Annotated in this window: 25 protein-coding genes; 10 read left to right on the top strand and 15 right to left on the bottom strand. The window is 71.3% G+C overall.

Annotated elements, in window-relative coordinates:
- Positions 1 to 197 precede the first annotated feature (197 nt).
- The 4 genes from AB0B14_RS20395 to nadA all read right to left on the bottom strand — a co-directional run bounded on the left by AB0B14_RS20395 (position 198) and on the right by nadA (position 4,393).
- Positions 198 to 758 carry an XRE family transcriptional regulator gene (locus AB0B14_RS20395; protein ID WP_357074850.1) on the bottom strand — a complete coding sequence of 187 codons (561 nt, stop codon included), beginning with the start codon at positions 756 to 758 and terminating at the stop codon, positions 198 to 200.
- Between the two features lie 169 nt (positions 759 to 927).
- Complete coding sequence (locus tag AB0B14_RS20390) at positions 928 to 1,521, bottom strand: DUF3043 domain-containing protein (protein WP_357523511.1); 594 nt, start codon at positions 1,519 to 1,521, stop codon at positions 928 to 930.
- Positions 1,522 to 1,625: 104 nt separating this feature from the next.
- Positions 1,626 to 2,981, bottom strand: coding sequence for a UDP-N-acetylglucosamine 1-carboxyvinyltransferase (gene murA, locus AB0B14_RS20385; protein ID WP_124820727.1), 1,356 nt, complete (start codon positions 2,979 to 2,981; stop codon positions 1,626 to 1,628).
- Positions 2,982 to 3,193: 212 nt separating this feature from the next.
- On the bottom strand, positions 3,194 to 4,393 hold the full coding sequence (gene nadA / locus AB0B14_RS20380; protein ID WP_357523509.1) for a quinolinate synthase NadA: 1,200 nt from the start codon (positions 4,391 to 4,393) through the stop codon (positions 3,194 to 3,196).
- A gap of 67 nt (positions 4,394 to 4,460) precedes the next feature.
- On the opposite strand from nadA, the gene AB0B14_RS20375 reads away from it, so the two are divergent.
- The 3 genes from AB0B14_RS20375 (at position 4,461) to AB0B14_RS20365 (ending at position 7,320) form a co-directional block, all read left to right on the top strand.
- Entirely contained in the window at positions 4,461 to 5,600 is a 1,140-nt protein-coding gene (locus AB0B14_RS20375) for a glycerate kinase (RefSeq protein WP_357523523.1), read from the top strand.
- A gap of 200 nt (positions 5,601 to 5,800) precedes the next feature.
- A complete protein-coding gene (erpA, locus tag AB0B14_RS20370; RefSeq protein WP_238661535.1) occupies positions 5,801 to 6,169 on the top strand; it encodes an iron-sulfur cluster insertion protein ErpA in 369 nt (122 codons plus the stop codon).
- A gap of 170 nt (positions 6,170 to 6,339) precedes the next feature.
- Positions 6,340 to 7,320 (top strand): carbohydrate kinase family protein, encoded by a 981-nt coding sequence (locus AB0B14_RS20365; protein WP_357074841.1) that lies wholly within the window; start codon positions 6,340 to 6,342, stop codon positions 7,318 to 7,320.
- A 104-nt stretch (positions 7,321 to 7,424) separates the two neighbouring features.
- On the opposite strand, the gene AB0B14_RS20360 is transcribed toward AB0B14_RS20365, so the two are convergent.
- Together AB0B14_RS20360 and AB0B14_RS20355 are read right to left on the bottom strand one after the other, a co-directional pair.
- Positions 7,425 to 7,658, bottom strand: a complete 234-nt coding sequence (locus tag AB0B14_RS20360; protein ID WP_357074838.1) for a sulfurtransferase TusA family protein — start codon at positions 7,656 to 7,658, stop codon at positions 7,425 to 7,427.
- Positions 7,655 to 8,806, bottom strand: coding sequence for an aminotransferase class V-fold PLP-dependent enzyme (locus AB0B14_RS20355; RefSeq protein WP_357074835.1), 1,152 nt, complete (start codon positions 8,804 to 8,806; stop codon positions 7,655 to 7,657). The genes AB0B14_RS20360 and AB0B14_RS20355 overlap by 4 nt, the downstream gene beginning before the upstream one ends.
- A 289-nt stretch (positions 8,807 to 9,095) precedes the next feature.
- Here AB0B14_RS20355 and coxB point away from each other — a divergent pair, with 289 nt between their 5' ends.
- The gene (gene coxB, locus AB0B14_RS20350) at positions 9,096 to 10,067 is read left to right on the top strand and encodes a cytochrome c oxidase subunit II (protein ID WP_357074832.1); all 972 of its coding nucleotides are present in this window, start codon (positions 9,096 to 9,098) and stop codon (positions 10,065 to 10,067) included.
- A 9-nt stretch (positions 10,068 to 10,076) separates the two neighbouring features.
- Positions 10,077 to 10,502: a cytochrome c oxidase subunit 4 gene (locus AB0B14_RS20345; RefSeq protein WP_357523507.1), complete on the top strand. Its 426-nt coding sequence runs from the start codon at positions 10,077 to 10,079 to the stop codon at positions 10,500 to 10,502.
- A 135-nt stretch (positions 10,503 to 10,637) separates the two neighbouring features.
- Here the strand turns inward: AB0B14_RS20345 and AB0B14_RS20340 are convergent, their stop codons facing one another.
- The 4 genes from AB0B14_RS20340 to AB0B14_RS20325 form a co-directional block, all read right to left on the bottom strand.
- Positions 10,638 to 10,844 (bottom strand): hypothetical protein, encoded by a 207-nt coding sequence (locus AB0B14_RS20340; RefSeq protein WP_357523505.1) that lies wholly within the window; start codon positions 10,842 to 10,844, stop codon positions 10,638 to 10,640.
- Between the two features lie 892 nt (positions 10,845 to 11,736).
- On the bottom strand, positions 11,737 to 12,798 hold the full coding sequence (gene trpD / locus AB0B14_RS20335; protein WP_357523503.1) for an anthranilate phosphoribosyltransferase: 1,062 nt from the start codon (positions 12,796 to 12,798) through the stop codon (positions 11,737 to 11,739).
- Between the two features lie 89 nt (positions 12,799 to 12,887).
- Complete coding sequence (locus AB0B14_RS20330; protein ID WP_139585787.1) at positions 12,888 to 13,283, bottom strand: hypothetical protein; 396 nt, start codon at positions 13,281 to 13,283, stop codon at positions 12,888 to 12,890.
- A gap of 263 nt (positions 13,284 to 13,546) precedes the next feature.
- Entirely contained in the window at positions 13,547 to 14,476 is a 930-nt protein-coding gene (locus AB0B14_RS20325; RefSeq protein ID WP_357074973.1) for a cytochrome c oxidase assembly protein, read from the bottom strand.
- Between the two features lie 99 nt (positions 14,477 to 14,575).
- Between AB0B14_RS20325 and AB0B14_RS20320 the strand changes: the two genes are divergently transcribed.
- The 5 genes from AB0B14_RS20320 (at position 14,576) to AB0B14_RS20300 (ending at position 19,751) form a co-directional block, all read left to right on the top strand.
- Entirely contained in the window at positions 14,576 to 15,175 is a 600-nt protein-coding gene (locus tag AB0B14_RS20320; protein WP_124820713.1) for a heme-copper oxidase subunit III, read from the top strand.
- 70 nt (positions 15,176 to 15,245) lie between these two features.
- Positions 15,246 to 16,082 (top strand): cytochrome c, encoded by an 837-nt coding sequence (locus AB0B14_RS20315; RefSeq protein WP_357074821.1) that lies wholly within the window; start codon positions 15,246 to 15,248, stop codon positions 16,080 to 16,082.
- 64 nt (positions 16,083 to 16,146) lie between these two features.
- Positions 16,147 to 17,241: a Rieske 2Fe-2S domain-containing protein gene (locus AB0B14_RS20310; RefSeq protein WP_357074818.1), complete on the top strand. Its 1,095-nt coding sequence runs from the start codon at positions 16,147 to 16,149 to the stop codon at positions 17,239 to 17,241.
- On the top strand, positions 17,238 to 18,869 hold the full coding sequence (locus AB0B14_RS20305; protein ID WP_357074816.1) for a cytochrome b N-terminal domain-containing protein: 1,632 nt from the start codon (positions 17,238 to 17,240) through the stop codon (positions 18,867 to 18,869). The genes AB0B14_RS20310 and AB0B14_RS20305 overlap by 4 nt, the downstream gene beginning before the upstream one ends.
- A gap of 192 nt (positions 18,870 to 19,061) precedes the next feature.
- Positions 19,062 to 19,751, top strand: a complete 690-nt coding sequence (locus AB0B14_RS20300) for a DUF4142 domain-containing protein (RefSeq protein WP_357523501.1) — start codon at positions 19,062 to 19,064, stop codon at positions 19,749 to 19,751.
- A 62-nt stretch (positions 19,752 to 19,813) separates the two neighbouring features.
- Here AB0B14_RS20300 and AB0B14_RS20295 read toward each other — a convergent pair whose 3' ends face one another.
- The 5 genes from AB0B14_RS20295 to AB0B14_RS20275 all read right to left on the bottom strand — a co-directional run bounded on the left by AB0B14_RS20295 (position 19,814) and on the right by AB0B14_RS20275 (position 25,377).
- Positions 19,814 to 20,101 carry an Lrp/AsnC ligand binding domain-containing protein gene (locus AB0B14_RS20295; RefSeq protein ID WP_357074810.1) on the bottom strand — a complete coding sequence of 96 codons (288 nt, stop codon included), beginning with the start codon at positions 20,099 to 20,101 and terminating at the stop codon, positions 19,814 to 19,816.
- A 138-nt stretch (positions 20,102 to 20,239) separates the two neighbouring features.
- Positions 20,240 to 21,109, bottom strand: a complete 870-nt coding sequence (locus AB0B14_RS20290) for a sugar phosphate nucleotidyltransferase (RefSeq protein WP_357523499.1) — start codon at positions 21,107 to 21,109, stop codon at positions 20,240 to 20,242.
- A complete protein-coding gene (locus AB0B14_RS20285) occupies positions 21,106 to 21,648 on the bottom strand; it encodes an NUDIX domain-containing protein (protein WP_357074804.1) in 543 nt (180 codons plus the stop codon). The genes AB0B14_RS20290 and AB0B14_RS20285 overlap by 4 nt, the downstream gene beginning before the upstream one ends.
- A 52-nt stretch (positions 21,649 to 21,700) precedes the next feature.
- A complete protein-coding gene (locus AB0B14_RS20280) occupies positions 21,701 to 23,494 on the bottom strand; it encodes an HD domain-containing protein (RefSeq protein WP_357074971.1) in 1,794 nt (597 codons plus the stop codon).
- A 128-nt stretch (positions 23,495 to 23,622) separates the two neighbouring features.
- Positions 23,623 to 25,377: a DEDD exonuclease domain-containing protein gene (locus tag AB0B14_RS20275; protein WP_357523497.1), complete on the bottom strand. Its 1,755-nt coding sequence runs from the start codon at positions 25,375 to 25,377 to the stop codon at positions 23,623 to 23,625.
- Positions 25,378 to 25,392 lie beyond the last annotated feature (15 nt).

Below are 25,392 nucleotides of genomic sequence, written 5' to 3'. Positions count from 1 at the left end.
CCGGTCAGGTCGCCCGCGCCGACGGGCCGTGGCTGCGGATGGAGGGTAACGGCGTGGACTTGCTCACCGCCACTGTGGTGCCGCCCACGGGCGCAAACGTTATCCCAATGGTTTCGGACATTTGGTCCTATAACCCAATCTGGTCTTCGACCCTACCGCATTCGACTGCCGCCTGGCTCGGGCGGATCGTCGTCCGGTCAGGGATGCTCCAGGATGAGGACGGCGAACGTGCCGGGTGCGAGCGCCTCGTAGCGGTGTGGGGCATCGCCGGGGAACGCCGCGTAGTCGCCGGGGTCGAGTTCGATCGGGGCCGTCTCAGGGCCGACCCGCAGCCGGCCGGCGGCGACCACCACGTGCTCGACACTGCGCGGGGTGTGCCCGTCCGCGGCGCGGGCCGCGCCCGGTTCCAGCTCGATCAGGTAGACGTCCCGGCGCAGGTGTGCCGTCCCGGCGCTGAGCAGTGTGCCGGTGAAGTCGGCCTGCTCGGAGCGGACCCGAGACCCGTCCCCGGCCCGGATCACCCGTACGGCGGCGTCGAGGGGCTCCACCAGCCGGCTGAATGGCACGCCGAGTGCCACACCCAACGCCCAGAGCGTCTCCACGCTCGGGTTGCCGGTGCCGGACTCCAGTTGGGAGAGGGTGGACTTGGCCACCCCGGCCCGGCGGGCAAGCTCGGTCAGCGAGATGCCCACCCGTTCCCGCTCCCGGCGCAGGGCGGCGGCGATGGTGGCCAGCGGGGCGGCGGGTTCCGGAGGCATGCGTTCGCTCCATTGGATCAGCGTTCGTTGCGACGAACAGCAGCAGGTGCTTGCCAGCGTCCCCCTGGCCGAGCAAGATCCGCGCAACTAACGGGAAACTGCTGCCTCCGAGACGTCGGAGACAGCAGTTTCGCTGAAGTCGTGGTGGTGCGTGGACGGGGAGCCGGGGTCAGACCTTGTCGCCGAGGTTGACCTGCGGGGCCGGGGCGCGCATCCGCCGGAAGGTGATCGACCGCATGACCGCGTAGAGGAAGAGCGAGCCCATCCGCTGGTCGGTCTTCGGGAAGCGCTCCCGGACCAGCTTGCTGATCTTGCGGCAGATCAACACCGAGTCGATGACCACGCCCAGGGCCAGCGCGCCCCAGAGCACGTTGGAGATCAACCGGACCGGGTCCGGCATCGCCGCGTTCGACCCGATCAGCACGATCAGCGCACCGCCGAAGAACCAGGTGCCGACGGTACGCCGGGAGTCGACCACGTTGCGGGCCAGCAGCCGCTCCGGGCCGCGGTCGCGGGGGCCGCCCTCACGGCGGAACTCCGACGCGGCCTCGGCGCGCAGTTGGCGGCGACGCTCCCGCTCCTCCTCCTTGCTGAGGGGGCGAGTGGGGCCGGCCGGGCGACGGCCGACGGTTGGCCGCTTCGGCGTCTCCCGACCCTTGGCCGGGGTGTAACCCCGGGAACGCTCGGCGGTCTCCTCGGTGGTCACCGATGAGACGGCCTCGTCGACGAGGTCAGTGGACTTGCGGCGAAAGAGCGACGGCACGCGGCAAGGGTAGCCAACGATCCGCGCCCGGTGCACATCGCGGTGCACCGGGCGCGGATCGAGGTCGCAAGCGCGGCCGGGTGACGAACGGGAGGTGTGCGAGGTTACGGACGCTCGGCGTGCGCGCCCAGGTCGGCGAGCTTCGCCTCGAAGTCCTCGTAGCCGCGGTTGATCAGGTCGACGCCGTACACCCGGGAGGTGCCCTCGGCCGCGAGCGCCGCGATCAGGTGGCTGAACCCGGCCCGCAGGTCCGGGATGACCAGGTCGGCGGCGTGCAGCTTGCTCGGCCCGGCGATCACCGCGGAGTGCTTGAAGTTGCGCCGGCCGAAGCGGCACGGGGTGCCGCCGAGGCAGTCCCGGTAGACCTGGATGTTGGCGCCCATCGAGTTCAGTGCCTCGGTGTAGCCCAGCCGCTGCTCGTAGACCGTCTCGTGGACGATCGACAGGCCGCGGGCCTGGGTCAACGCCACGACCAGCGGCTGCTGCCAGTCGGTCATGAACCCGGGGTGCACGTCGGTCTCCAGCGCCACCGCGTTCAGCTCGCCGCCGGGGTGCCAGAAGCGGATGCCGCCCTCCTGCCCCGGGTCGCCCAGCTTCGGCGCACGCGCGTCGGTGACCTCGTACTCGCCACCGACCGAGCGGAAGATGTTCAGGAAGGTCATCATGTCGGCCTGCTGCGCGCCGAGCACCTCGACGTGACCGCGGGTGGCCAGGGCGGCAGCCGCCCAGCTGGCGGCCTCGATCCGGTCCGGGATCGGCCGGTGGGTGTAACCGTGCAGCTTCGGCACGCCCTGGATCTCGATCACCCGGTCGGTGTGGACCTTGATGATCGCGCCCATCTTCTGCAGGATGCAGATCAGGTCGATGATCTCCGGCTCCACCGCGGCGTTGCGCAGCTCGGTGACGCCCTCGGCCATGACCGCGGTCAGCAGCACCTGCTCGGTGGCGCCGACGCTCGGGTACGGCAGGGCGAACTTGGTGCCGTGCAGGCCGTTCGGTGCGGACAGGTGCAGGCCCTCCGGCCGCTTCTCGACCGTGGCGCCGAACTCGCGCAGCGCTTGGAGGTGGAAGTCGATCGGGCGCGGGCCGATGTGGCAGCCGCCCAGGTCCGGGATGAACGCGTGCCCGAGCCGGTGCAGCAGCGGGCCGCAGAACAGGATCGGGATCCGGCTGGAACCGGCGTGCACGTTGATCTGGTCGGTGCTGGCGCTCTCCACGTTCGCCGGGTCGAAGACGAGCTCGCCGTCCTCGGCGCCGTCGGTGACCTTGACGCCGTGCAGGCCGAGCAGACCCCGGACCACCTCGACGTCGCGGATCTTCGGCACGTCGAACAGCCGGCTCGGGCTGTCGCCGAGCAGCGCGGCGACCATCGCCTTCGATACCAGGTTCTTCGCGCCGCGCACGCGGATCCGCCCTTCGAGCGGAGTGCCTCCGTGCACAACCAGGACGTCGTCGGTCAACGCAACCTCCAGCGCGTCGGTGCTGCCGTGTTGTTGGTGGGGCGCCTGAACGCTGTCGCTACCCCGGATGCGGCCAAGTCGAAACGGCCCGCGTATGTCGTCGCTCCGGCAGCATAGCCCTCGGTGACGAAAAAGGACTCGGTCACATCGGCGTGTGTGGCATTAATCGGTGATCCGGCGCTTTTGCGTACCAAGAGCACTACGGATCGTGATCAGGACGCCGCCGGCGGCGGGGTGTCCGCGCCGGGCAGGGCGAGCATCTGGTCCAGTGCGACGCGGGCGTGGTGGGCGGTGTCCGCGTCCACCGTGATCTGGTTGACGACCCGGCCCGCGACCAGCTCCTCAAGCGCCCAGACCAGGTGTGGCAGATCGATCCGGTTCATCGTCGAGCAGTAGCAGACGGCCTTGTCCAGGAACATGACCTGCTTGTCCGGGTGCGCCAGCGCGAGACGGCGGACCAGGTTCAGCTCGGTGCCGAGCGCCCACGCCGAACCGGCCGGAGCCGCCTCGACGGCCTTGATGATGTACTCGGTGGAGCCCACGTAGTCGGCCGCGGTGACCACCTCGTGCCGGCACTCCGGGTGGACCAGCACGTTGACGCCGGGCACCCGCGCCCGTACGTCGTTGACACTCTCGAGCGTGAACCGGCCGTGCACCGAGCAGTGCCCCCGCCAGAGGATCATCTTGGCGTCGCGCAGCTGCTCCGGGGTGAGCCCGCCACCGGGCTTGTGCGGGTCGTAGAGCACGCAGTCGTCAAGCGACAGGCCCATCTCCAGCACCGCCGTGTTGCGGCCCAGGTGCTGGTCGGGCAGGAAGAGCACCTTCGAACCCTGCTCGAACGCCCAGTCCAGGGCGCGCTTGGCGTTGGACGAGGTGCAGACCACGCCGCCGTTGCGGCCGACGAAGCCCTTGATGTCGGCCGAGGAGTTCATGTACGTCACCGGGACGGTCTCACCGGCGATGCCCAGCTCGGTAAGCGTGTCCCACGCGGCCTCGACCTGGCCCAGGGCCGCCATGTCCGCCATCGAGCAGCCCGCGGCGAGGTCCGGCAGGATCACCCGCTGGGCGTCGGTGGTGAGGATGTCGGCGCTCTCGGCCATGAAGTGCACGCCGCAGAAGACGATGTACTCCGCGTCCGGACGGGCCGCGGCCTCCCGGGCCAGCTTGAACGAGTCGCCTGTCACATCGGCGAACTGGATCACCTCGTCGCGCTGGTAGTGGTGCCCCAGCACGAAGACCTTGCTGCCCAGCTTCGCCTTCGCGGCCGTGGCGCGGGCCACCAGATCCGGGTCGCTGGGCGCCGGCAGGTCGCCCGGACACTCGACGCCGCGCTCGGTGTCGGGGTCGCTGCCCCGACCGAGCAGCAGCAGAGCCGTCGCGGTGTTGGAGGGTTCCACCCAGGTCGAAGTCACGTAGCCATGGTCCCACAGCAGGAGCGCGACGCAGCTTCGCGCGGTGTGGGCTGCCACACTGCTCGGCATGCGCGTGCTGCTCTGCCCGGACAAGTTCGCCGGCACCCTGTCCGCACCGGAGGTGGCCGCCGCGGTGGCTGCCGGTTGGCGCACCGTCACCGACCGCGACGAGCTGCTGATCCGGCCGCTCTCCGACGGGGGGCCGGGCTTCGTGCCGGTGCTCGCCGAAGCCCTCGGCGGCCGGCGGGTACCGGTGTCGACAGTTGATCCGCTGGGCCGGCCGGCGGCCGGTGAGATCCTGCTCACCGCGGACGGCGCGACCGCCTACCTGGAGAGCGCGCAGGCCTGCGGGCTGCACCTGCTCAGCACCGCCGAACGCGACCCGAAGACCACCACGTCGTACGGGCTGGGCCTGCTCGTGGCCGCCGCGGTGGAGAGCGGCGCACGGACGGTGGTGATCGGGCTGGGCGGCTCCGGCACCAACGACGCGGGAGCCGGAATGCTCGCCGCGCTGGGCGTGACCCCCCTGGACGCCACGGGCGCCGCGCTGCCGTACGGCGGGGCGGCGCTGGCCCTGGTCGACGCCCTCGACGGCGCGCCCCGGCTGCGCGGCGTCCGGCTCGTCGCCGCCACCGACGTGGACAACCCGCTGCTCGGCCTGCACGGCGCGAGCAACGTGTTCGGTCCGCAGAAGGGCGCCGACCGGGCGGACGTGCTGCTGCTCGACGCGGCTCTGGAGCGCTTCGCGGCCGTGGTGGGGCGGGATCTGCCCGGCTGCCCGGCCGGGCTCGGTGCGCTGCCCGGCGGCGGCGCCGCGGGTGGCCTCGGCGCGGCCGTCCTCGCCCTGGGTGGAGGCTGCGAGTCGGGCATCGACCTGGTCACCCGGGCCACCGGACTGGACGCCGCACTGGACAGCGTCGACCTGGTGATCACCGGTGAGGGATCGTTCGACCACCAGTCGCTGCGCGGCAAGGTGGTCGCCGGAGTGGCCGGCGCCGCCCGCGACCGGGGGGTGCCCTGCGTGGTGGTGGCCGGGCAGGTGAGCACCGGCCGACGCGAGGCCGCCTCGGCCGGGGTCACCGATGCGTACAGCCTGGTCGAGCACTTCGGTGGCGACCAGGGCGGCGGGCTCGACGCCGCCCTGAGCCGGCCCGCGGAGGGGTTGCACGACCTGGGCGCCCGGCTGGCCCGGCAGTGGAGCCGCTGAGGCTTCCGAGCGCCCGCCAGCGGGGCCGCTGAGGCTGCCGAGCGCCCGCCAGCGGGGCGACCTGCGGCGGCGATCACGCCACGCGGGTGAGCCTGGCCGGGGCGGCGTACCATCAGCGGAGGACCACAACCGGGAATCACTGGACGGCGCACGGCGTTGGCCAGTGCGTCCGGACCCACACCGCGCAGGGAGACTTCCACGTGACCACGCCAGCGCAGACCGAGTCGACCGAGGCCCAGGCCCCTACTTCCGTCGTCCTCACCGACGTCGCGGCGCAGAAGGTCAAGGCCCTGATCGAGCAGGAGGGCCGCGACGACCTGCGGCTCCGCGTCGCGGTGCAGCCGGGTGGCTGCTCCGGCCTGCGGTACCAGCTCTTCTTCGACGAGCGTTCGCTCGACGGTGACGTCGTCACCGACTTCGGCGGTGTCGGGGTCGTCGTCGACCGGATGAGCGCCCCGTACCTGTCCGGCGCGACGATCGACTTCGCCGACCGGATCGACGCCCAGGGCTTCACCATCGACAACCCCAACGCGGGCAACTCGTGCGCCTGCGGTGACTCGTTCAACTGAGTCACACCACTCCAGCGCAGACGGGGCCGTCCTTCGGGACGGCCCCGTCTGCGCTGGTGGGGCTGGGAGCGGTCCCGAAGTGGCGGTGACGGGCCGGTCACCGAGGTCCCACCGGCAGGTTGCCGGGCCGGTAGGCTGACCGCGCCCTGCTCCCTACCCCGAGGGTTGATATGAAGATCGCCGTGACCGGCTCGATCGCCACCGATCACCTGATGAGCTTCCCCGGTCGCTTCGCCGACCAGCTCATCGCCGATCAGCTGCACAAGGTGTCCCTCTCCTTCCTGGTAGACGATCTGGTGCTCCGTCGCGGCGGCGTGGCGGCGAACATCGCCTTCGGCATGGGGCAGTTGGGCCTGCGCCCGGTGCTGCTCGGCGCGGTGGGGGCGGACTTCGCCGACTACCGCTCCTGGCTGGAGCGTCACGGCGTCGACTGCGACTCCGTGCACGTCAGCGAGGTGGCGCACACCTCTCGGTTCGTCTGCACCACCGACACCGACATGTGCCAGATCGCGTCGTTCTACGCCGGCGCGATGAGCGAGGCCCGCAACATCGAGCTCGCCCCGGTCGCCGACCGGATCGGCGGCCTGGACCTGGTGCTGGTCAGCGCCAACGACCCCGAGGCGATGCTGCGGCACTCGGCCGAGTGCCGCACCCGTGGGTACGCGTTCGCCGCCGACCCCTCCCAGCAGCTCGCCCGGATGCCCGGCGAGGACGTGGTGGCGCTGATCGAGGGCGCCGACTACCTGATGACCAACGACTACGAGAAGTCGCTGTTGCAGAGCAAGGCGCAACTGACCGACGCCCAACTGCTGGACCTGGTCAAGGTGCGGGTCACCACGCTGGGCAAGCACGGTGTGGAGATCGTCGGGCGGGACATCGACCCCATCCACGTCCCGATCGCCCGCGAGACCCGGGCGGTCGACCCGACCGGCGTGGGCGACGGCTTCCGGGCCGGGTTCTTCACCGCGCTCTCCTGGGGTGTCGGCCTGGAGCGCGCCGCCCAGGTCGGCTCGCTGCTGGCCACGCTGGTGCTGGAGACCGTCGGCACCCAGGAGTACGACATCCGCGCCGACCTGTTCGTCAAGCGCCTGGCCGAGTCCTACGGCGACGAGGCAGCAGACGAGATCCGCCCCCACCTCCTCCCGGCCTAGCCCTCACCCCAGCTTCGCCGATCTTGCACCTTGTGTCGCCGTATCGCGGCTTTTGTGTCCTTTAGCCGGGGCAGAAAGTGCAAGATCGGCGTGGGGCTTGGGGGTTAGTGCAGGCGGCGGACGTCGTAGGCGGGGCCGTCTGGGCCGTTTACCGCGCCCACGAACTCCTGGCCGCGCATCCGGCACCAAGCGGGGATGTCGACCGCCGCCGCCGGGTCGTCGGCCAACACCCGGACCACCGTGCCGACCGGCACCTGCGGCAGCCGCCGGGCCGCCGCGATCACGGGCAGCGGGCACCGCTGACCCCGACAGTCGATCACCTCGTGTGGCATCGTCACAGCCCCACCACCCCAGCCTCGGCCCGCAACCCGGCGACGATCCCCGGCAACTCGCCGAGGAACCGCTCCACGTCCGCCTCGGTCGTCTCCCGATGCAGGCTGACCCGCACGTTGCCGTGCGAGAGCACCCCCATCGCCTCCAGCACGTGCGACGGGCGCAGCGTCGACGACGTACAGGACGAACCGGACGACACGGCGAAGCCCCGCCGATCCAGAGCATGCAACAGCGCCTCCCCGTCGACGTACAGGCACGAGAAGGTGACCAGGTGGGGGAGCCGGAGCACCGGGTCACCCACCACCTCCACGTCGGGCACGTCCACCGCGACCCGCGCCCGGATCCGATCCACGAACGCGGCCAGCCGGGTCGCCTCCGCCGCCGCGTCGGCCGCCGCCGCGCGCAGGCTCGCCGCCGCCGCCACCACCGCGGGCAGGTTCACCACCCCGGGGGTACGACCACCCTCCCGCTCGTCGGCCGGCCAGGGCGACTCCCAACGGGTGCCCTTACGCACCACCAGCACCCCCACCCCGGGTGGGCCGCCCCACTTGTGGGCACTCGCGGTGAGCACCGACCAACCGGCCGGCAGGGGCACCCGGCCAACCGACTGCGCGGCGTCCACGTAGAGCGGCACCCCCACGTCGGCACAGTCGGCGGCCGCCTCGGCGACCGGTTGCACCGTCCCCACCTCGTGACTGGCGGTGATCAGCGCGGCCAACGCGACACCGGGGGCCCGGACCGCCGCCGACCACGCGGTCAGGTCCAGTCGGCCCAACCTGTCGACCGGCACCCCGGTGGCGGTCCCGCCCCTCGCGACGTGCCACTCCGCCGCGTGCAACACCGCCGAGTGCTCGATCGCCGAGTGCACAAACGCCGACCCGACCCGGTGCCGCCCCGCCAGGCCTCCGAGCACAGCCCCGTGGGCTGCGGTCGTACCGCTGGGGGTGAACGACACCTCGTCGGCACGGGCGCCGAGGGTCACCGCGGTGGCCTCGCGGGCGGCGTCGAGCAGTTGCCGCGCCCGACGGGCCTGGGCGTAGAGCTTGCCCGGGTCGGCCCAGCCGTCGTCGAGCGCGGCCAACAGCGCCTGCCGCGCGACCGGATGCATCGGCGCGGCGGTCGCCGCGTCCAGGTAGACCGGGGATGCGCTCACAGATCCGCCTTCGTTCGCGACTGCGGGGCTCGCAACCCCGGCTCACTCCTCGCGCTCACGGTGCCGTCGCTCGTTCGCGACTGCGGGGCTCGCAACCCCGGCTCACTCCTCGCGCTCACAGGTTGCAACGCTATCGCGGCGGTATGCCCAGGATCCCCCCGATGGGGGCGGACAGTGACCCCACCACGGTCGAGTCCGTCATGGTCGAGTAATCTGCGACCGTCGGTGACGCCTTTGCCGCCGGTGCTGACGAAAGACGCACCGCGGCGCGCTAGGGAGGCAGGACCAGGTGGTCGCAAGGAGTTCGGAGGTACGGCCGTCGGCCGTACGGCACAGCGCTTCGCCAGGGGTCGGTGGACGCCGGGGGCGTGGTGCTGGTCGGTTGGCCGGGCTCGGTCTCAGTGGCGTGGCGCTGCTGATCCTGCTCACGGGCTGTGACGTGGGTCAGACCTTCCACGGCTTCGGCTGGCCGCAGGGCGGCATCTCGCCGGAGTCCAAGCGGATGTACGACCTGTGGATCGCCTCCTGCATCGCCGCCCTCGCGGTCGGCGTCTTCGTGTGGGGCCTGATCTTCTGGTGCGTCGTGCGTTACCGCAAGCGTGGCAACGCGCTGCCGGTGCAGACCCGCTACAACCTGCCGATGGAGTTCCTCTACACCATCGCGCCGATCCTGATCGTCTCCGTGCTCTTCTACTACACGGCGATCGTGCAGACCGACGTCGACAAGCTGTCGAAGAACCCGGACGTCACGGTCGAGGTCGTCGCCTTCAAGTGGAACTGGCAGTTCAACTACCGCGACGGCCAGGGCACCGAGGCCCGCACCACCGCGTCGACGCTCGGCACCAGCGAGGTCATTCCGGTGCTGGTGCTGCCGACCGGCCGGTCCATCCGCTTCGAGGAGACCAGCCGCGACGTCATCCACTCGTTCTGGGTGCCGGAGCTGCTCTTCAAGCGGGACGTCATGCCGGGCAAGATCCGCAACGTGTTCGAGGTCTCCAGTCTGGACGCCGAGGGCGCCTACGTCGGGCGCTGCGCCGAACTGTGCGGCAGCTACCACGCGTTCATGAACTTCGAACTGCGGGTGGTCTCGCCGGAGAAGTACGACCAGTTCCTGGCCGCCAAGCAGAGCGGCAAGTCGACCCAGGACGCGCTGACCCAGATCGGCGAGCAGCCGTACGCGACGACCACGCAGCCGTTCGAGACCCGGCGGACGCAGGACAACTTCAACCCGGACAAAGCTCCGGCCCGCACGGGAAGCTGAGGCAGCCGCATGAAGACCGAGTGGCGTATCTTCCTGATCATTGCCGGGTTCCTCGCCGGTGCCACCATCCTCTACGGCGCGTGGACGCACGGAGAGTCGGGCGGCGTCGAGTGGGTTGGCACCGTCGCCCTGCTGCTGTCGTTCCTGCTCTGCTCGATGTGCGGTGGCTTCTTCTGGTTCGTCTCCCGCCGCATCGACCTGCGCCCGGAGGACCGTCCCGGCGCCGAGATCGCCGACGGCGCCGGTGAGGTCGGCTTCTTCAGCCCGGGCAGCTACTGGCCGTTCGGTCTGGCACTGGCCGCCGCGATCGCCGCGCTCGGCATGGTGTTCTGGCAGTACTGGCTGATCGGCGCCGGTCTGTTGGCGGTCGTCTTCTCCGCCTGCGGGCTGCTGTTCGAGTACTACAGCGGCACCCGGCGCACCGCCGAGCACTGATCCACCCGGTCGCCGTCACGGCCGACCCGTACGTCACGAAGGCCCGCATCCCCCTGGGAGCGGGCCTTCGTCGTAGCCCGACCCGGGCGGTGCGGGGTGGTGCTGGTCGGGTCGGTGCTGGTCGGGGCGGTGCGTTCAGGCGGCGCGGCGATGGGCGGGCTGGTGGCGTCGGCGCTCGGCCAGCCGGGTGACCGGAAAGACGACCGTGGCGATCACCACGGCGGCGCCGCAGCCGGTGCAGATCAGCTCGGGACAGTCGGTGTCGTGGCCGTCGACGCAGGGCGGCGCCTCGAACGGCGCCACGTCCTCGCAGACATCGCAGTAGAGCTCGCGGTGCGACACGGGTGTCTCCTTCTCACTCCAGGTGAACCGCCCCCGGATGCGACAACGACGCACAACGGGAGCGGAGAACCACTCGCCTGTAGTTTTCCACGCGGGTCCGACAAATCTCCGGCCAGCGCTGGCGGGGAGGCCCGACACGGGCTCACCGCCGTCCGCGTGGCTCGGCCCAGCCGCAGGACGGGCGCGGGGTGTCGTCACTCGGCCGCGTGCAGGAGGCTGGGCGCGGGAGTCTCATGTCGCGAGGCCCCGTCGCAGGGCGCTGCGGCAGAGCCCCGTCGGAGGCGCTGCTGCAGGGCCTCGTCGCAGGGTCCCGTCGCAGCGCGCCGCTGCAGACACCCGTCGGACGGTTCCTCCCGTCGCAGGGTTCCCGTCGCGAGGCGTCGCCGCAGGGTCCCGCCGCAGAGCCGGGCACAGGTCCAAGCGCAGGGTTCGGCCGTAGGGCCGAGCCGTAGGGCCGAACCCGCAGGGCCGGGCAGCATGATCCACTCGCGTTCATTGAAATCGCGGTAATCGGGGCGGTGGGACACCGCCGATTCAAGAAAGTCGAGTGGATCAAGGACCGGGCGGCAGTCGGACACCACGGATTCAAGGATCCCGAGTCGATCAAGGGCTGGAGAGCGGCGGACGGTGAGTCGGAGAGCGGCAGGCGATCGGTCGGCGCGGTGGCGCGGCGTCGGGCAGGTCGGGGGCGGCCCGGCGGTGGGCGGCGGGGCGCGTCGGTGGGTCGGGGGCGGCCCGGCGGTGGGCGGCCGGGCCCGGCGGTGGGTCGGCGGGCGGCCCGGCGGTGGGCTGCGGGGCGCGTTGGTGGGCGGCGCGTTGGTGCGGGGCGCGTCGGTGGGCGGCGCGTGGGTGGGTCGGTGGGCGGCGGTGCTGGCCGGCTTGCGGGTCGCGGTCAGACGGGGGTTGATGCGAGGGCGGCGGCGGTCTTGATCCAGCGGTCCAGGGTCGCGGCGGCCGCGCCGGAGTCGATCGACTCGGCCGCGCGGTGCATGCCCGCGCGCAGCGCCTCGGTCAGGTCGCCGTCGAGCGGACCCTGGGTGGCCAGCGCCGCGGCGGCGTTGACCAGCACCGCGTCCCGGATCGGACCCGCCGCACCGGCCAGCAGGCGATGGGTCACGCCGGCGTTGTACGCGGCGTCACCGCCCCGCAGGTCCTCGAGGGTGGACCGGGGCACCCCCAGATCCGTCGCGTCCAGCACGGCCTCGCGTACGGTGCCGCCCTGGGCTGCCCAGACGCGGGTCGGCGCGGCCGTGGTGAACTCGTCCAGGCCGTCCTCGCCCCGCATGACGAGCACCGAGTCGCCGCGGGCGGCGAACACGCTGGCCATCACCGGGGCCATTCGGGCGTCGAAGCAGCCGACCGCGCCGGAGCGGGGGCGGGCCGGGTTGGTGAGCGGGCCGAGGAAGTTGAAGAAGGTGGGCACACCCACCTCGCGGCGGACCGGGCCGGCGTGCCGCATTCCGGGGTGGTGTCGGGCCGCGAAGCAGAACCCGATGCCTGCCTCCTCGACGCAGCGGGCCACCTGTTCGGGGTCGAGGTCCAGCGGGATGCCGAGGAACTCCAGCAGGTCGGCGGTGCCGCACAGGGAGGAGGCGGCCCGGTTGCCGTGCTTCACCACGCGTACGCCCGTGCCCGCGACCACGAGCGCGGTCATGGTGGAGATGTTGACCGTGTGGGCGAGGTCACCGCCGGTGCCGACCACGTCGAGCGCGGTGCGGCGCGTCTCCTCGGGGAGCACCACCGGGACCGCGCGCCCCAGCATCGCCTCGACGAGACCGGCCAGCTCGGCGGGGGTCTCGCCCTTGGCCCGCAGCGCGATGGCGAAGCTCGCTGTCCGCACCGCGCCCGCCGAGCCGGTCATGATCTCGTCCATCGCCCAGGCGGTGTCGGCGGTGGACAACTCCTCGCCGTGCAGCAGCGAGGTGAGCAGGTGCGGCCAGGTCCGATCGCCCATGGCGGGCCTCCCGAGCATGCGAAGTGCGGGTGGGCTGGAACGGGCGTCGGCGGATCCGACGCCGTGACGGTGCCGGATCGCTGGGGACGTCAGGCGGGTGCGTGCGTCCGCAGCAGCTCGGCCACCGTGCCTCCGGTGGTCACCGGGTCGAGCGGGTGCACCAGCGTGGCGTCGACCTCGGCGTACGCGGCGAGCCATCGGTCGGCGGCGCGGGCGATCACGAGGCAGGTCGGGGGAGCGTCGTCCCGGTCGTCCTTGATCTGCCGGGCGATGCCGATGCCGCCACCCGGGCTCGCCTCGCCGTCGAGCAGCAGCAGGTCGATCTCGTAGTCGTCGACCAGCCGGATGGTCTCCGCGTAGGTCGACGCGTCGACGAACTCGATCCGCAGGCCGGGCGCCGGTCGGGTGCCGACGGCCAACCGCATCCGATCACGGACCTGCGGATCGTCGCTGTAGAGCAGGACGGTGCAAAGACGATCGCTCATGCCGGCACTCCGCTTCGCCGAACGGTCCGGGTACCGGCCGTTTCGTGATATCCCATGGCCTTGAGGCGGCCTCGGCCGGGAGTCGGACGGTGAGCGGTGCCGTCGTGGGGCACCATCGCACTGCGCGTGACGGTTCGTTCGCTGTGCTCACTCATTGGCCGGGCCTGCTCCCACCTCGTAGCTGCCCGCCGATCGTACCGGTCGGGGTGACGTAGCCGACATCCCGCCCGCCGCCACCCCTCGGGGCGTACCGTCCGGGCAGCTCAGGCGGCCGCGGCGTCGGCGGCGCGGTCGCGGGCCTCCTGGCGGTCCAGTTCGCGGTCGACCCGGCGGGCCTCGCGCTCGGACTGTTTGACCCACTGGACGACCAGCACCGCGAGCATGGTCACACTGACGAACTCGCCGCCGGCCCAGAGGATGCCGCCGGCGACCACCTGGTCCGCCTTGGGGTCGGCCCAGCTCAGGTTGAGCGACGGGTACCAGTCGCCGCCGAAGAGCGTGGTGCTCTGCATGATGGTGAGGCCGAGCACGGTGTGGAACGGCACCGAGAGCAGCATCAGCAGCGCCCGCGCCGGGTACGGCCAGCGGCCGGGCAGCGGGTCGAGGCCGAGTAGCGGCCAGAAGAACACGCAGCCGGTCATGATGAAGTGCGCGTGCACCAGCTCGTGCGCCCAGGCGTGCTCGAGGGTGAAGCGGTACAGGTCGCTGAAGTACAGCACGAACGGGTTGACCACGAAGATGGCGAACGCCACGAGCGGGAACGTGTAGACCCGGGCGACGCGGCTGTGCACGATCGCCAGCAGGCGCTTGCGCGGCCCGACCGGCAGGGTCCGCAGCGCCAGGGTCATCGGCGCGCCCAGCGCCAGGAAGATCGGCGCCACCATGGACAGCACCATGTGCTGGATCATGTGTACGGACAGCAGGGCGGTGTCGTACGCGTGCAGCCCGCTGACCGTGACCAGCGCGATGCCACCCAGCCCGGGGCCGAGGAAGAACACGGTGCGGGCGACCGGCCAGCGGTCGCCCCGCAGGCGCAGCCGGTACACCCCGTAGAGGTACAGGCCGGCGGCGAGCACCAGGCCGAGGGCCAGCCAGCTGTCCAGCCGGGTCTCGGTCAGCACCGCGCCGACGGTGAACGGCGGCGGGGCCGAGGTGGCGGCGAAGATCGAATCGACGTGCAGCACGCTTTTCAGGCTAGGCCAGGCGAACCGGACCCTGACGGTCGGGCCACGGAAGGCGCAGGTTTGCCACCCCGCTGATCGCCGGCCCCGGTCAGGGGCAATAATGACGGCGTGACTGCGGCCCCAGCCATTGACAAGAGCCGGATCCACTCTCTGACCCGACCGAACATGGTCAGCGTCGGGACGATCGTGTGGCTCTCCAGCGAACTCATGTTCTTCGCGGCGTTGTTCGCGATGTACTTCTCGATCCGCGCGGCTGCGCCGGAGCAGTGGGAGAAGCACACCGAGGCGCTGAACATCCCGTACGCGACCACCTTCACGGTGATCCTGGTGCTGTCCTCCGTGACCTGCCAGCTCGGCGTCTTCGCGGCGGAGAAGGGTGACGTGCACGCGCTGCGGCGCTGGTTCACCGTCACCTTCGTGATGGGCCTGATCTTCGTGCTCGGCCAGCTGAACGAGTACCGGCACCTGGTCGAGGACGGCATCAAGATCAACGGAGACGGGTACGGGTCGGTGTTCTACCTGACCACCGGCTTCCACGGCCTGCACGTGACCGGCGGTCTGATCGCCTTCATCATCTTCATGGTCCGCACGACCATGGGCCGGTTCACCCCGGCGCAGGCGACCTCGGCGATCGTCGTGTCGTACTACTGGCACTTCGTCGACGTCGTGTGGATCGGGCTGTACGCCATGATCTACTGGCTTCAGTGATCTTGCGCGTCACATTCCGCGCTGCTGCTCCGTCCCCTGAGACAGGTCCAACCGGTTAAGGACACCGCTCATGACTTCTGACAACGACCGCCGACGCGGTCTGCTCGCGCGGTTGCGCGAGCGGCCCGCCGCGCGCAGCAGGGGCCGCCGCCGGCTGGGCGCCGCGGTCCGGCTGATCGCCGCGCTGATGCTGGCCGGCGGCGCCTACACCGTCTTCGCCCCCGGTGCCCAGGCGCAGGACAACCCGCAGCTGACCGGCGCCGCCGCCGAGGGCAAGGCGCTGTTCGACGTGAGCTGTGTGACCTGTCACGGCCGCAACGCCCAGGGCGTCGAGGGTCGCGGGCCGAGCCTGGTCGGCGTCGGCGCGGCCTCGGTCGAGTTCCAGGTCAGCTCCGGGCGGATGCCGCTGGCCCGCCAGGAGGCCCAGGCGCACCGCAAGCCCCCCGTCTTCACCGACGAGCAGACCCGTCAGCTCGCCCAGTACATCCAGGAGCTCGGTGGCGGCCCGGTCGTGCCCGCGGGCGACGACCTCCACGAGGACGGCAACGTCGCGTCCGGCGGCGAGCTGTTCCGGATCAACTGCTCGCAGTGCCACGCGTTCGGTGGTGGTGGCGGCGCGCTCTCCTCGGGCAAGTTCGCCCCGAGCCTGCACCCCGCGACCGACCGCCAGATCTACGCGGCCATGCTGAGCGGCCCACAGAACATGCCGGTGTTCGGCGACAACCAGCTTCGGCCGGAGCAGAAGGCCGACATCATCGCCTACATCCAGGAGACGCTGAAGCACGACCAGGACCCGGGCGGGTTCAACCTCGGGCGGTACGGCCCGTCCACCGAGGGCCTGGCGATCTTCCTGGTTGGCATCGTGGCGCTCGTCTTCGCCAGCCTGTGGATTGCGGGCAAGTCGTGACCGAGCGGATCATCCGATTCAGTGCTGTGGCGCCGCTCGGCGCCACCCGTAGCGAGGTGACGGCATGAGCACCCACACCGAGCACCCGGCCCCGCAGGGCCAGGAGCCGCTCGACCTGAACGACCCCAAGCTGACCCGGTTCGACATCGTTCGCGAGGGCGCGCGTCGGGACGACATCGAGATCGTCCACTACGAGCCGCAGGTGCTGCCCGGCACCAAGGCGGAGCGCCGGCTGACCCGCGTGGTCGCCGGGTTCTTCCTGATCACCGGTCTGGCCGCGACGGCCTTCCTGGCCATCTACATCTGGTGGCCGTGGCAGTACGAGCCGGGCCGAGGCGGCGACAAGTGGTACACGCCGCTGCTGGGTGCCACCCTCGGCATCGCGCTGCTGGCTGTCGGCTTCGGCATCCTGACCTGGGGCAAGAAGTTGCTGCCCAAGGAGGTCTCGATCCAGGACCGGCACGAGGGCCAGGTGGACTCCGAAGGCCGCACCATCACCGGCCAGACCATGCTCTACATGGCCGACGAGCTGGGCGTGAAGCGTCGCCCGCTGCTCGGCATCTCGCTGCTGGCCGGTCTCGCGCCGGTCGCCGCGGTCGCGGCGGCGCCGCTGGTCGGCGGTCTGATCTCCCAGCCGCACAAGAACAACCAGATGTTCACCACCGGGTTCGCCCCGGCCGAGGGTGGGCAGAAGATCCGGCTGGTCCGCGAGGACGGCCGCCCGGTTCGCCCGGCGGACGTCAGCGCCGGTGGCCAGTTGACGGTCTTCCCCGGCATCGAGCACGGTGTGAGCAACATCCACGCCGACTCCCCGACGCTGCTGATCCACCTGCGGGACGCGGACGCCCAGAAGTCGCGGGAGGCCAACTCGCGGCCGAGCGTCGGCCACGGCGACTACATGTGGGGCAACTTCGCCGCGTTCTCCAAGGTCTGCACGCACGCGGGCTGCCCGGCCAGCCTGTACGAGCAGCAGACCAACCGGCTGCTCTGCCCGTGCCACCAGTCCCAGTTCCTGATCACCGACAACGCCCGGCCCATCTTCGGCCCCGCCAGCCGGCGGCTGCCGCAGTTGCCGATCGAGGTGGATTCCGAGGGCTTCTTCGTGGCGAAGTCCGACTACACTGAGACCGTTGGGCCTGATTTCTGGGAGCGGCCATGAAGCGTCGAAAGTTCGACCTTGCGGCGACGCCGGGCAAGGCCGCGGTGGGAGTGGACGACCGCTTCCAGGTGGCCACCCCGCTGCGCAAACTGCTGAACAAGGTCTTCCCGGACCACTGGTCCTTCCTGCTCGGCGAGATCGCGCTGTTCTCGTTCATCGTCCTGCTGCTGACCGGTGTGTTCCTCACCTTCTTCTACGAGCCGGCGATGACCGAGGTGGTCTACAACGGCAGCTTCGCGCCGTTGCAGGGCACCCCGATGTCCGCCGCGTACGCCTCCAGCCTGGACCTGTCGTTCGACGTCCGCGGTGGTCTGGTGATGCGGCAGATGCACCACTGGGCGGCGCTGCTGTTCATGGCCTCGATCGTCGTGCACATGCTGCGGGTCTTCTTCACCGGTGCCTTCCGCAAGCCGCGCGAGACCAACTGGATCATCGGTTCGCTGCTGTTCTGGGTCGGCTTCCTGGCCGGCTTCACCGGCTACGGCCTGCCGGATGACGGCCTGTCCGGCACCGGCCTGCGGATCGCTTCGGCGATCATGCTGTCCATCCCGGTGATCGGGTCCTGGGTCACCTCGTCGATCTTCGGTGGCGAGTTCCCGGGCACGATGATCATCAGCCGGATGTTCATCGCCCACGTGCTGCTCATCCCGGGTCTGCTCGTCGCCCTGATCAGTGTCCACCTGGGCCTGGTCTTCAAGCAGAAGCACACCCAGTGGCCCGGCCCCGGCCGGACCAACAACAACGTGGTCGGCGAGCGGATGTTCCCGCGGTACGCGTTGAAGCAGGGCGGCTTCTTCATGGTCGTCTTCGGCGTCATCGCGCTGCTGGGCGGTCTGCTCCAGATCAACCCGATCTGGCTGTTCGGCCCGTACGAGGCGTGGGTGGTCTCGGCCGCCAGCCAGCCCGACTGGTACGTCATGTTCCTGGACGGGTCGACCCGACTCATGCCCGCATGGGAGATCAACATCCCGATCGGTGACGGGTACGTCATCCCGCCGCTGTTCTGGCCGACGGTCGTGCTGCCCGGCATCATGGTGGGCCTGTCGACGATGTATCCGTTCCTGGAAGCCCGGCACCTCAAGGACCGCAAGAGCCACAACCTGCTCCAGCGTCCCCGCGACGTTCCGGCGCGGACCGCGGTCGGCGCCATGGCCGTCGCGTTCTACATCGTGCTGACGCTCTCCGGCGGCAACGACGTGATCGCCGACAAGTTCCAGATCAGCCTGAACGCGATGACCTGGGCCGGCCGGGTCGGTCTGCTGGTGATCCCGCCGATCGCGTACTACGTGACGTACCGGCTCTGCCTGGGTCTGCAGCAGCACGACCGGGAGGTGCTCGCGCACGGCGTGGAGACCGGCATCATCCGGCGCCTGCCGGACGGTCGGTTCGTCGAGGTGCACCAGCCGCTCAGCGCGTCCAACGGGCACGCGGACGGCCACGGCGAGCTGGAGTACGTCGGCTGGGTCGTGCCGAAGAAGATGAACCGGCTCGGGGCACTCGGCCCGGCCATCCGGGGCTTCTTCTACCCGATCGAGAAGCCGGTCGAGGCGCCGGTCTCACCGGGGCACCCGCCGGTCGAGCCCCGACCCGAGCGCGAGGAGATCACGAGCGGCGACAGCCGCCGCTGACCAGCCCGAACGCACCGTTACGTGGCGCCCGCCGGATTCCGGCGGGCGCCACGTCGTATTCGCACCCACCGCCCATCCGGCCAGGAGTCGGACGGCCACGGCGGGACCGGTCGACCCCGCGCGACGGGCGATCGCAGGAATAACCCCGGTGAGCCGGGTATCCGTGCGGTCCAACGTCTCAAGGGGGGAAGCATGTTGGGTATCAAACGCCTCGGCCTGTTGGCCGCGCTGGTACTGGTCGGGGTCGCGCCGGCTGCGGCCGCGCAGGCCGCGGCACAGCCGTCGACGCAGGACACCCAGTACCTGCAGGCGGTACACCAGGTCAACCTGTTCGAGATCACCGCCGGTGACCTGGCTCAGCAGAAGGGTCAGGACCAGGGGGTCAAGGACCTGGGCGCGATGCTGAAGACCGACCACACCCAGCTGGACCAGACGGTGCAGCAGACCGCGTCCCAGCTCGGCGTGGAGTTGCCGAACGAGCCCAGCGCCGATCAGCAGGCGGTCATCGACAAGCTGAACAACGCCAGCGGTGCGGAGTTCGACAGGCTCTGGGTGACCAGTGAGCTGGCTGGCCACGTCCAGGCCATCCAGGCCACCCAGACGGAGATCTCGCAGGGCTCCGAGCAGTCGGTGGTCCAGTTGGCCCAGAACGCCCTGCCGACGCTGCAGGCGCACTACGACGAGCTGGTGCAGCTCGCCAACAAGCTGGGCATCCCGGTTCCGCAGACCAGCGCCAGCGGTACGCCCAGCCCGGGCGGCACCGGCACCGAGTCGCCCGCTCCGGGTGGCACCGGCACCGAGTCGCCGGCTCCGGGTGGCACCACTGAGTCCCCGGCACCGGGTGGCGGCACCACCGAGACGCCGGCTCCCAGCGTGAGCTGACGTAGCGACAGCAGACGGCCGGTCCGCCCCGTGGGGTGGACCGGCCGCCGTGCGTGCGCTTGTCAGTCGGCGCTGGCCAGGCCGATGGCGAACGCCTCCTCCAGGTCATGCTGGGAGTACGCCCGGAACGCGATGTGCGACTCGGTGTTGAGCACGCCCGGCACCTTGGAGATGCTGCCGGCGATGACCTGGGCGATCTGGTCGAACTCGCGGACCCGGACGATGGCGATGAGGTCGACGTGCCCGGCCACCGAGTAGACCTCGCTGACGCCGGAGAGGCTGGCCAGGGTCTCCGCCACCTCGGGGATCGCGTCGGTGGCACAGTCGATCAGCACGATTGCGGTGATCACGGGACATTGCTCCGTTCGTCGGCGTCGTCGCCCATGCTAGATGTTCCGGCGGGGCCTGGCGCCCTGGCCGTCGCCGTTGCCGCCCCACCGGTCCGCCTGGCGCTGCGGGCCAAGGCTGGCGCTGCGGGCCAGGGCCGGTCAGCCGTGTGCGGTGGCCGCGACGGTGCTCCCGTCCGCCGTCCGGATCACGTCGCGCAACCGCTCGCCGGCCGGCACGACCGCACCCGGCCACACCACGGTGCGGCACACGTCGCCGGCCACCCGCGCGCCCGCGCCGACGACCGACTCCACGCAACGACCGGTCACCGTGGCAGACCTGTCGACGAGGACGCCCCCGGCGGCGGCGTGCAGGTTGGCCGCCAGGTAGTCGGCGGGGGTGCCGGTGTCGTAGAAGGTGCCCCGGTAGGGCACCACCTCCAGGGCGCCCGCCGCCTCCGCCGGGCGCCAGAGGGCGCGGACCAGGTCGGAGAAGACGACCGGCAGATCGCGGACGAGCCGCCAGGGCAGCAGCGAGAAGCCGGTGAAACAGTGCCCGGAGAAGGTGCCCGGCGCCGCCGGGTCCGCGGCGGGCTGGCCGAGCAGACGTACGGTGTGGCCGTCCCACCCGTCGAGCAGGGCGGCCACGTCCGGGCCCGGCGCGGCCGCCGGGTCGGCGAGGTACGCGTCGGCGTTGCCGACCAGCACCGGCCGCCCGTCGATCCAGTCCCGCAGGTTGGCCACCCCGCCCGCGGTGCCCAGCGGATCGCCCGGCTCGACGGACACGTGGGCGCGGTCGCCGACGTGCGCGACCACCTGGTCGCCGAGGTAACAGGCGTTTACCGCGACCCGGTCGGGGCCGGCCAGGCCGAGCCCCGCCACCCGGGCCAACGCCCGGTCCAGCAGCGGCACGTTGCCCACCGGGCAGAGCGCCTTGGGCACCCGCTCGGTGAGCGGGCGCAACCGGGTGCCCTCGCCGGCGGCGAGCACCACCGCGCAGACCTCGGCCGGCACGGCAGCCCCGCCGGTCATGGCAGGTCGTCGGGGATCGGGGGCGGGTACTGACCGGCCAGCGGCCCGATGTCGTAGTAGGCGAGCAGCCGGGCGGTCGGCCAGGTCAGCTTGGGCAGGTCGTCCAGGGGGTGCCACGCGGCCTCGAAGACCTCCGCGCCGTCGACCGCCAGCTCGGTGCTGGACGCCGGCACCTCCGTCTCGAAGACCATGTCCACCCAGCCCTTGGCGTGCACGATCGCGTTCGGCACCGCCGGGCGTAACCGGGACGGGGGGAGTCGGACGCCGGATTCCTCGAACAGCTCGCGGGCCGCACCCACCACCGGGGGCTCGCCCCGATCGAGGAGGCCGGCGGGCAGCGACCAGCCCTTGCCGGGCGGCTGGCGCAGCATCAGCAGCCGACCCGCGCCCGTCGCCTCGGAATCGCGGACCAGGGTGACCGCGCCGACGATGTACTTGGGCATCGCCAGCTTGACCAGGCGCCGACGCACCGGCAGCGGCAGCCGGTAGAAAGCCTGGTAGAAGACGGCCCGACCGGTGGCGCGGGAACGGGGGATCATGACCCCAGGCTAGTGGTCGCGAATGTCCCTCGGACGCGCTGGGCCGGCAGGGTCACTGTCGATGGTCGACCAGGTCGATGAGCTGGCGTACGACGGTGTCCGGTTCGATCACCCGATCGAAGACCGCGACCAGCAGGGTCTCCAGGTCGGGATAGCCCAACTCCTCGGAGAGGCGCAGCAGCGGCAGGTCACTGGCGAGGCCCCGGTTGTGTTGACGCAGGGCGAGCCCGATGGTGGCCCGGCCGAGGCGGACCTTGTCGCTGATCGTGATGCCTGGCTCGGTGTGCTCGGCGAACCACCTGTTGATCTGCATCTGCGCGTTGGGCGACTTGACGAAGCTCAGCCACTCCCGGCGGGGGCCCCGCGACGCCACACCGGCCTCGAAACCGTTGTCGCCGTCGTTCTCGGTGAAGATCTCCACCACGTCGCCCTCGTCCAGCTCCGAACTCAGCGGGGCCAGCCGACCGTTGATCCGTGCGGCGAGACAGTGGTCGCCCCGCTCGTTGCCCAGCTCGTACGCGAGGTCGACAGGGGTGGCGCCGCCCGGCAGCACGACCTGCCGCCCATCGGCGAAGACCTGGATCTGGCCCTCGGCCAGGTCGCAGCGCAGCGACTCGTAGAACTGCGCCGGGTCGGCGGCGTCCGGCTCCCAGTCGAGCACGCGGCGCAGCCAGTCCAACTGCTCGGCGCGGGCCGCCGCGCTGCCCCGACCCGACTGGGGGAAGCGGAAGTCGGCGGCGATGCCGTACTCGGCCGAGCGGTGCATCTCCTCGGTGCGGATCAGCACCTCCACCGTGCGGTCCTGCGGGCCGCAGATGCTGGTGTGCAGCGAACGGTAGAGGTTGTTCTTCGGTGAGGCGATGAAGTCCTTGAAACGGCCGGGCACGGGGCGCCAGGTGCCGTGGATCGCGCCGAGTGCGGCGTAACAGTCGGTGGCCGGGCCGTCGACCACCACCACGATGCGGGGCAGGTCGAACGGGGCGGTGTGGCCGCCGGCGATGGTGTCCTTCCAGATCGAGTAGAGATGTCGGGGGCGGGGGCTCACCACGGCGTCGACCCGGCTGCGCTTGAGCGCGACCCGGGCACGGGTGACCACCGCGTCGAGGTACGTGTCCCAGCCCGGCCGGTCGTGCACGTGCCGGGCCAGTCGGGCGTGCTCGTCGGGCTCCAGGTGCAGCAGCACCACGTCGTCCAGCTCGCGCTTGAGGGTCTGGATGCCCAGCCGGTCACAGAGCGGGACCAGCACCTCCTGGGTCTTGCGGGCGATGCGTTCCCGCGACGACGCCGAGCGCACCCCGAGGGTGCGCATGTTGTGCAGCCGATCGGCCAGTTTGATGATCAACACCCGGACGTCCTTGGCGGCCGCCACGATCATCTTGCGGATCGTCTCCGCCTCGGCGGCCTTGCCGTAGAACGCCTTGTCGAACTTGGTCACCCCGTCGACCAGGTGGGCCACCTCGCCGCCGAAGTCCTCGGAGAGCGCCTGCAGGGTGTAGCGGGTGTCCTCCACGGTGTCGTGCAGCAGCGCCGCGACCAGGGTGGTGGTGTCCATCCCCAGCTCGGCGCAGATCTGCGCCACCGCGAGGGGGTGGGTGATGTACGGTTCGCCGCTCTTGCGGAACTGCCCGCGGTGCATGTTTTCCGCGATCGTGTACGCACGGCGCAGCACGGCGGGGTCGGTGCCGGCGTGGATGCCCCGGTGGGTGCGCACCAGTTGGGTGACCGGGTCGGAGTCGGTGGTCGGCCAGCTGAGCAGCGACCGTAGTCGGCGGGTGAGCGGCAGCTCGCCCGGCTGTGTCGGCAGGGCGCCCCCCAGGGCGGCGCCGTGTCCGGCGTCGACGTCCACGAGGGACACCTCCTCACCCCGGCTCCGTGGCGCCGGCGGCCGGCGACAGGGAGCAGGCCCACGAATCGGGCAGGACTGCACTTCCTTAACAGCCTAAGCGAGTCGACGTAGTCCGATCGGTCAGTTGGTCATGAGCGTTCGGTCGAGAGTTGGTGGGACGCGCCGTTGTCGGCCTTCGCCAGCAGGTCACGGAACCGCGCCGCGCCTCTGACCGGCGAGGACCAACCGGAGGACATCTCCACCAGTCGGGTCTCGGGTCGTTCCAACCAGGACAGGATCCGCTCGGACTCCTCCGCGGTGGCCGCCGGCACCGGGCCGTGCCCGCCCGACACCGTCTCGGCGGTGGCCCGGATGGCGGTCAGCGTGGGCCGCGGGTGCGCGCCGGGCGGGGACACCCCCGCGCCGGCCAGCCGGCCGTGCCGCACCAGCGCCAACTCCCAGCCACCCCGGGCGGCCGGCCGGGCCGCGGCCAGCTCGACGATCCCGGTGAGCGCGGCCAGCCGCTGCATCCGCACGGTGGCCCGCAGCACCGCGGCCAGCCGGGACCGCACCACGGCGGCCTCCTCGTAGCGCTGGTCGGCCGAGAGCACGTCGATCCGGGCGAGCAGCGCGTCCACCACCGGCTGCGGGTCACTCGTCGTCGCGGTGCGGAACGGACGGGCCGCGCTGTCGTCGTACTCCTCGGGGGTGATCTTGTGCTCGCAGGGTGCCGGGCAGCGACCCAGCTCGGCCAGCGCGCAGGCCGGCGTGATCGTGCGCAGCGAGAGCCGGTGCGTGCACTGGCGCAGCGGCACGGCGTCGTGGAAACCGGCGGCGGCCAGCTCCGCGGCCCGCCGGGAGGTGAACGGCCCGAGGTACGCGGTGTCGGTGGGGGAGAGGGCGCGGACGATCGAGAGCCGCGGATAGGGGCCGTCGGTCAGCTTGAGCCAGACCATCCGTTCCGGATATTTCGACCGCCTGTTGTACGGCGGGGCGTGCGCGGCGATCAACCGCAGCTCGCGGACCTCCGCCTCCAACGAGTGCGCGCACTCCACCGCCTCGACCCGCTCGGCCGCCGCGAGCATCTCGGAGATCCGCGCGCGCTTCTCGCCGGCGGTGAAGTAGCTGCGCACCCGGGTGGCGATGTCGACGGAGGTGCCCACGTAGAGCGGACGGTCGTCGGCGGCCCGGAAGACGTAGACCCCGGGAACCTTGGGCAACCCGTCGGCCAGGTGCCGTTTGCGACGTTGCGTCGGGGTGACCGCCCGGGCGAACTCGATGGCGTCGCCGACCGTGTCCACCTGGTGCCCGCCGAGCCGACCGATCAGCCCGTGCAGCACGTCGACTGTCGCTTTCGCGTCGTCGAGGGCGCGGTGGCTCGGCTGGGTGGCGGTGCGGAAGTAGGCGGCCAGGGTGCCGAGCTTGCGGTTGGGCACCTCGTCGCGGGTCAGCACCCGGCGGGCCAGCGCCGCCGTGTCCAGCACGCGCGGGTTGGGCCAGCGGTAGCCGTGCTTGGCGCAGGCGGCCTTGAGGAAGCCCACGTCGTACGGGGCGTTGTGGGCCACCAGCACCGCGTCGGCGATGAACTCCAGGAAGCTCGGCAGCACCTGCTCGATCGGCGGCGCCGGCACCAGCATCGCCTGGGTGATGCCGGTCAGCACGGTGATGAACGGCGGGATGGGCTGCCCCGGGTTGACCAGGGTGGCCAACACGCCCAACTGCTCGCCACCGCGCACCCGCACCGCGCCGATCTCGGTGATGCCGCCGCCGTCCGGCGCGCCGCCGGTGGTCTCCAGGTCGACCACCACGAAGGTGGTCGCGTAGAGCGGCAGCGCCGGGTCGACCCCGCCCGCCGCCGGGTCGAAACCGGCCAGTGACTCCTGGACGTACTCCGCCTGTGCCATCGCCGGCACGCTAGC

It is taken from the genome of Micromonospora sp. NPDC049171, from assembly GCF_040648275.1.
GTDB lineage: Bacteria > Actinomycetota > Actinomycetes > Mycobacteriales > Micromonosporaceae > Micromonospora.
This window is presented reverse-complemented; position numbering and strand designations above follow the sequence as displayed.

Bases quoted from the DNA above. Each gene is read 5' to 3' on its own strand.
- AB0B14_RS20395 (WP_357074850.1), bottom strand. From the start codon at position 758: ATGCCTCCGGAACCCGCCGCCCCGCTGGCCACCATCGCCGCCGCCCTG.
- AB0B14_RS20375 (WP_357523523.1), top strand. From the start codon at position 4,461: ATGCGCGTGCTGCTCTGCCCGGACAAGTTCGCCGGCACCCTGTCCGCA.
- AB0B14_RS20365 (WP_357074841.1), top strand. From the start codon at position 6,340: ATGAAGATCGCCGTGACCGGCTCGATCGCCACCGATCACCTGATGAGC.
- AB0B14_RS20345 (WP_357523507.1), top strand. From the start codon at position 10,077: ATGAAGACCGAGTGGCGTATCTTCCTGATCATTGCCGGGTTCCTCGCC.
- trpD (WP_357523503.1), bottom strand. From the start codon at position 12,798: ATGGGCGATCGGACCTGGCCGCACCTGCTCACCTCGCTGCTGCACGGC.
- AB0B14_RS20330 (WP_139585787.1), bottom strand. From the start codon at position 13,283: ATGAGCGATCGTCTTTGCACCGTCCTGCTCTACAGCGACGATCCGCAG.
- AB0B14_RS20315 (WP_357074821.1), top strand. From the start codon at position 15,246: ATGACTTCTGACAACGACCGCCGACGCGGTCTGCTCGCGCGGTTGCGC.
- AB0B14_RS20310 (WP_357074818.1), top strand. From the start codon at position 16,147: ATGAGCACCCACACCGAGCACCCGGCCCCGCAGGGCCAGGAGCCGCTC.
- AB0B14_RS20305 (WP_357074816.1), top strand. From the start codon at position 17,238: ATGAAGCGTCGAAAGTTCGACCTTGCGGCGACGCCGGGCAAGGCCGCG.
- AB0B14_RS20300 (WP_357523501.1), top strand. From the start codon at position 19,062: ATGTTGGGTATCAAACGCCTCGGCCTGTTGGCCGCGCTGGTACTGGTC.
- AB0B14_RS20290 (WP_357523499.1), bottom strand. From the start codon at position 21,109: ATGACCGGCGGGGCTGCCGTGCCGGCCGAGGTCTGCGCGGTGGTGCTC.
- AB0B14_RS20285 (WP_357074804.1), bottom strand. From the start codon at position 21,648: ATGATCCCCCGTTCCCGCGCCACCGGTCGGGCCGTCTTCTACCAGGCT.
- AB0B14_RS20275 (WP_357523497.1), bottom strand. From the start codon at position 25,377: ATGGCACAGGCGGAGTACGTCCAGGAGTCACTGGCCGGTTTCGACCCG.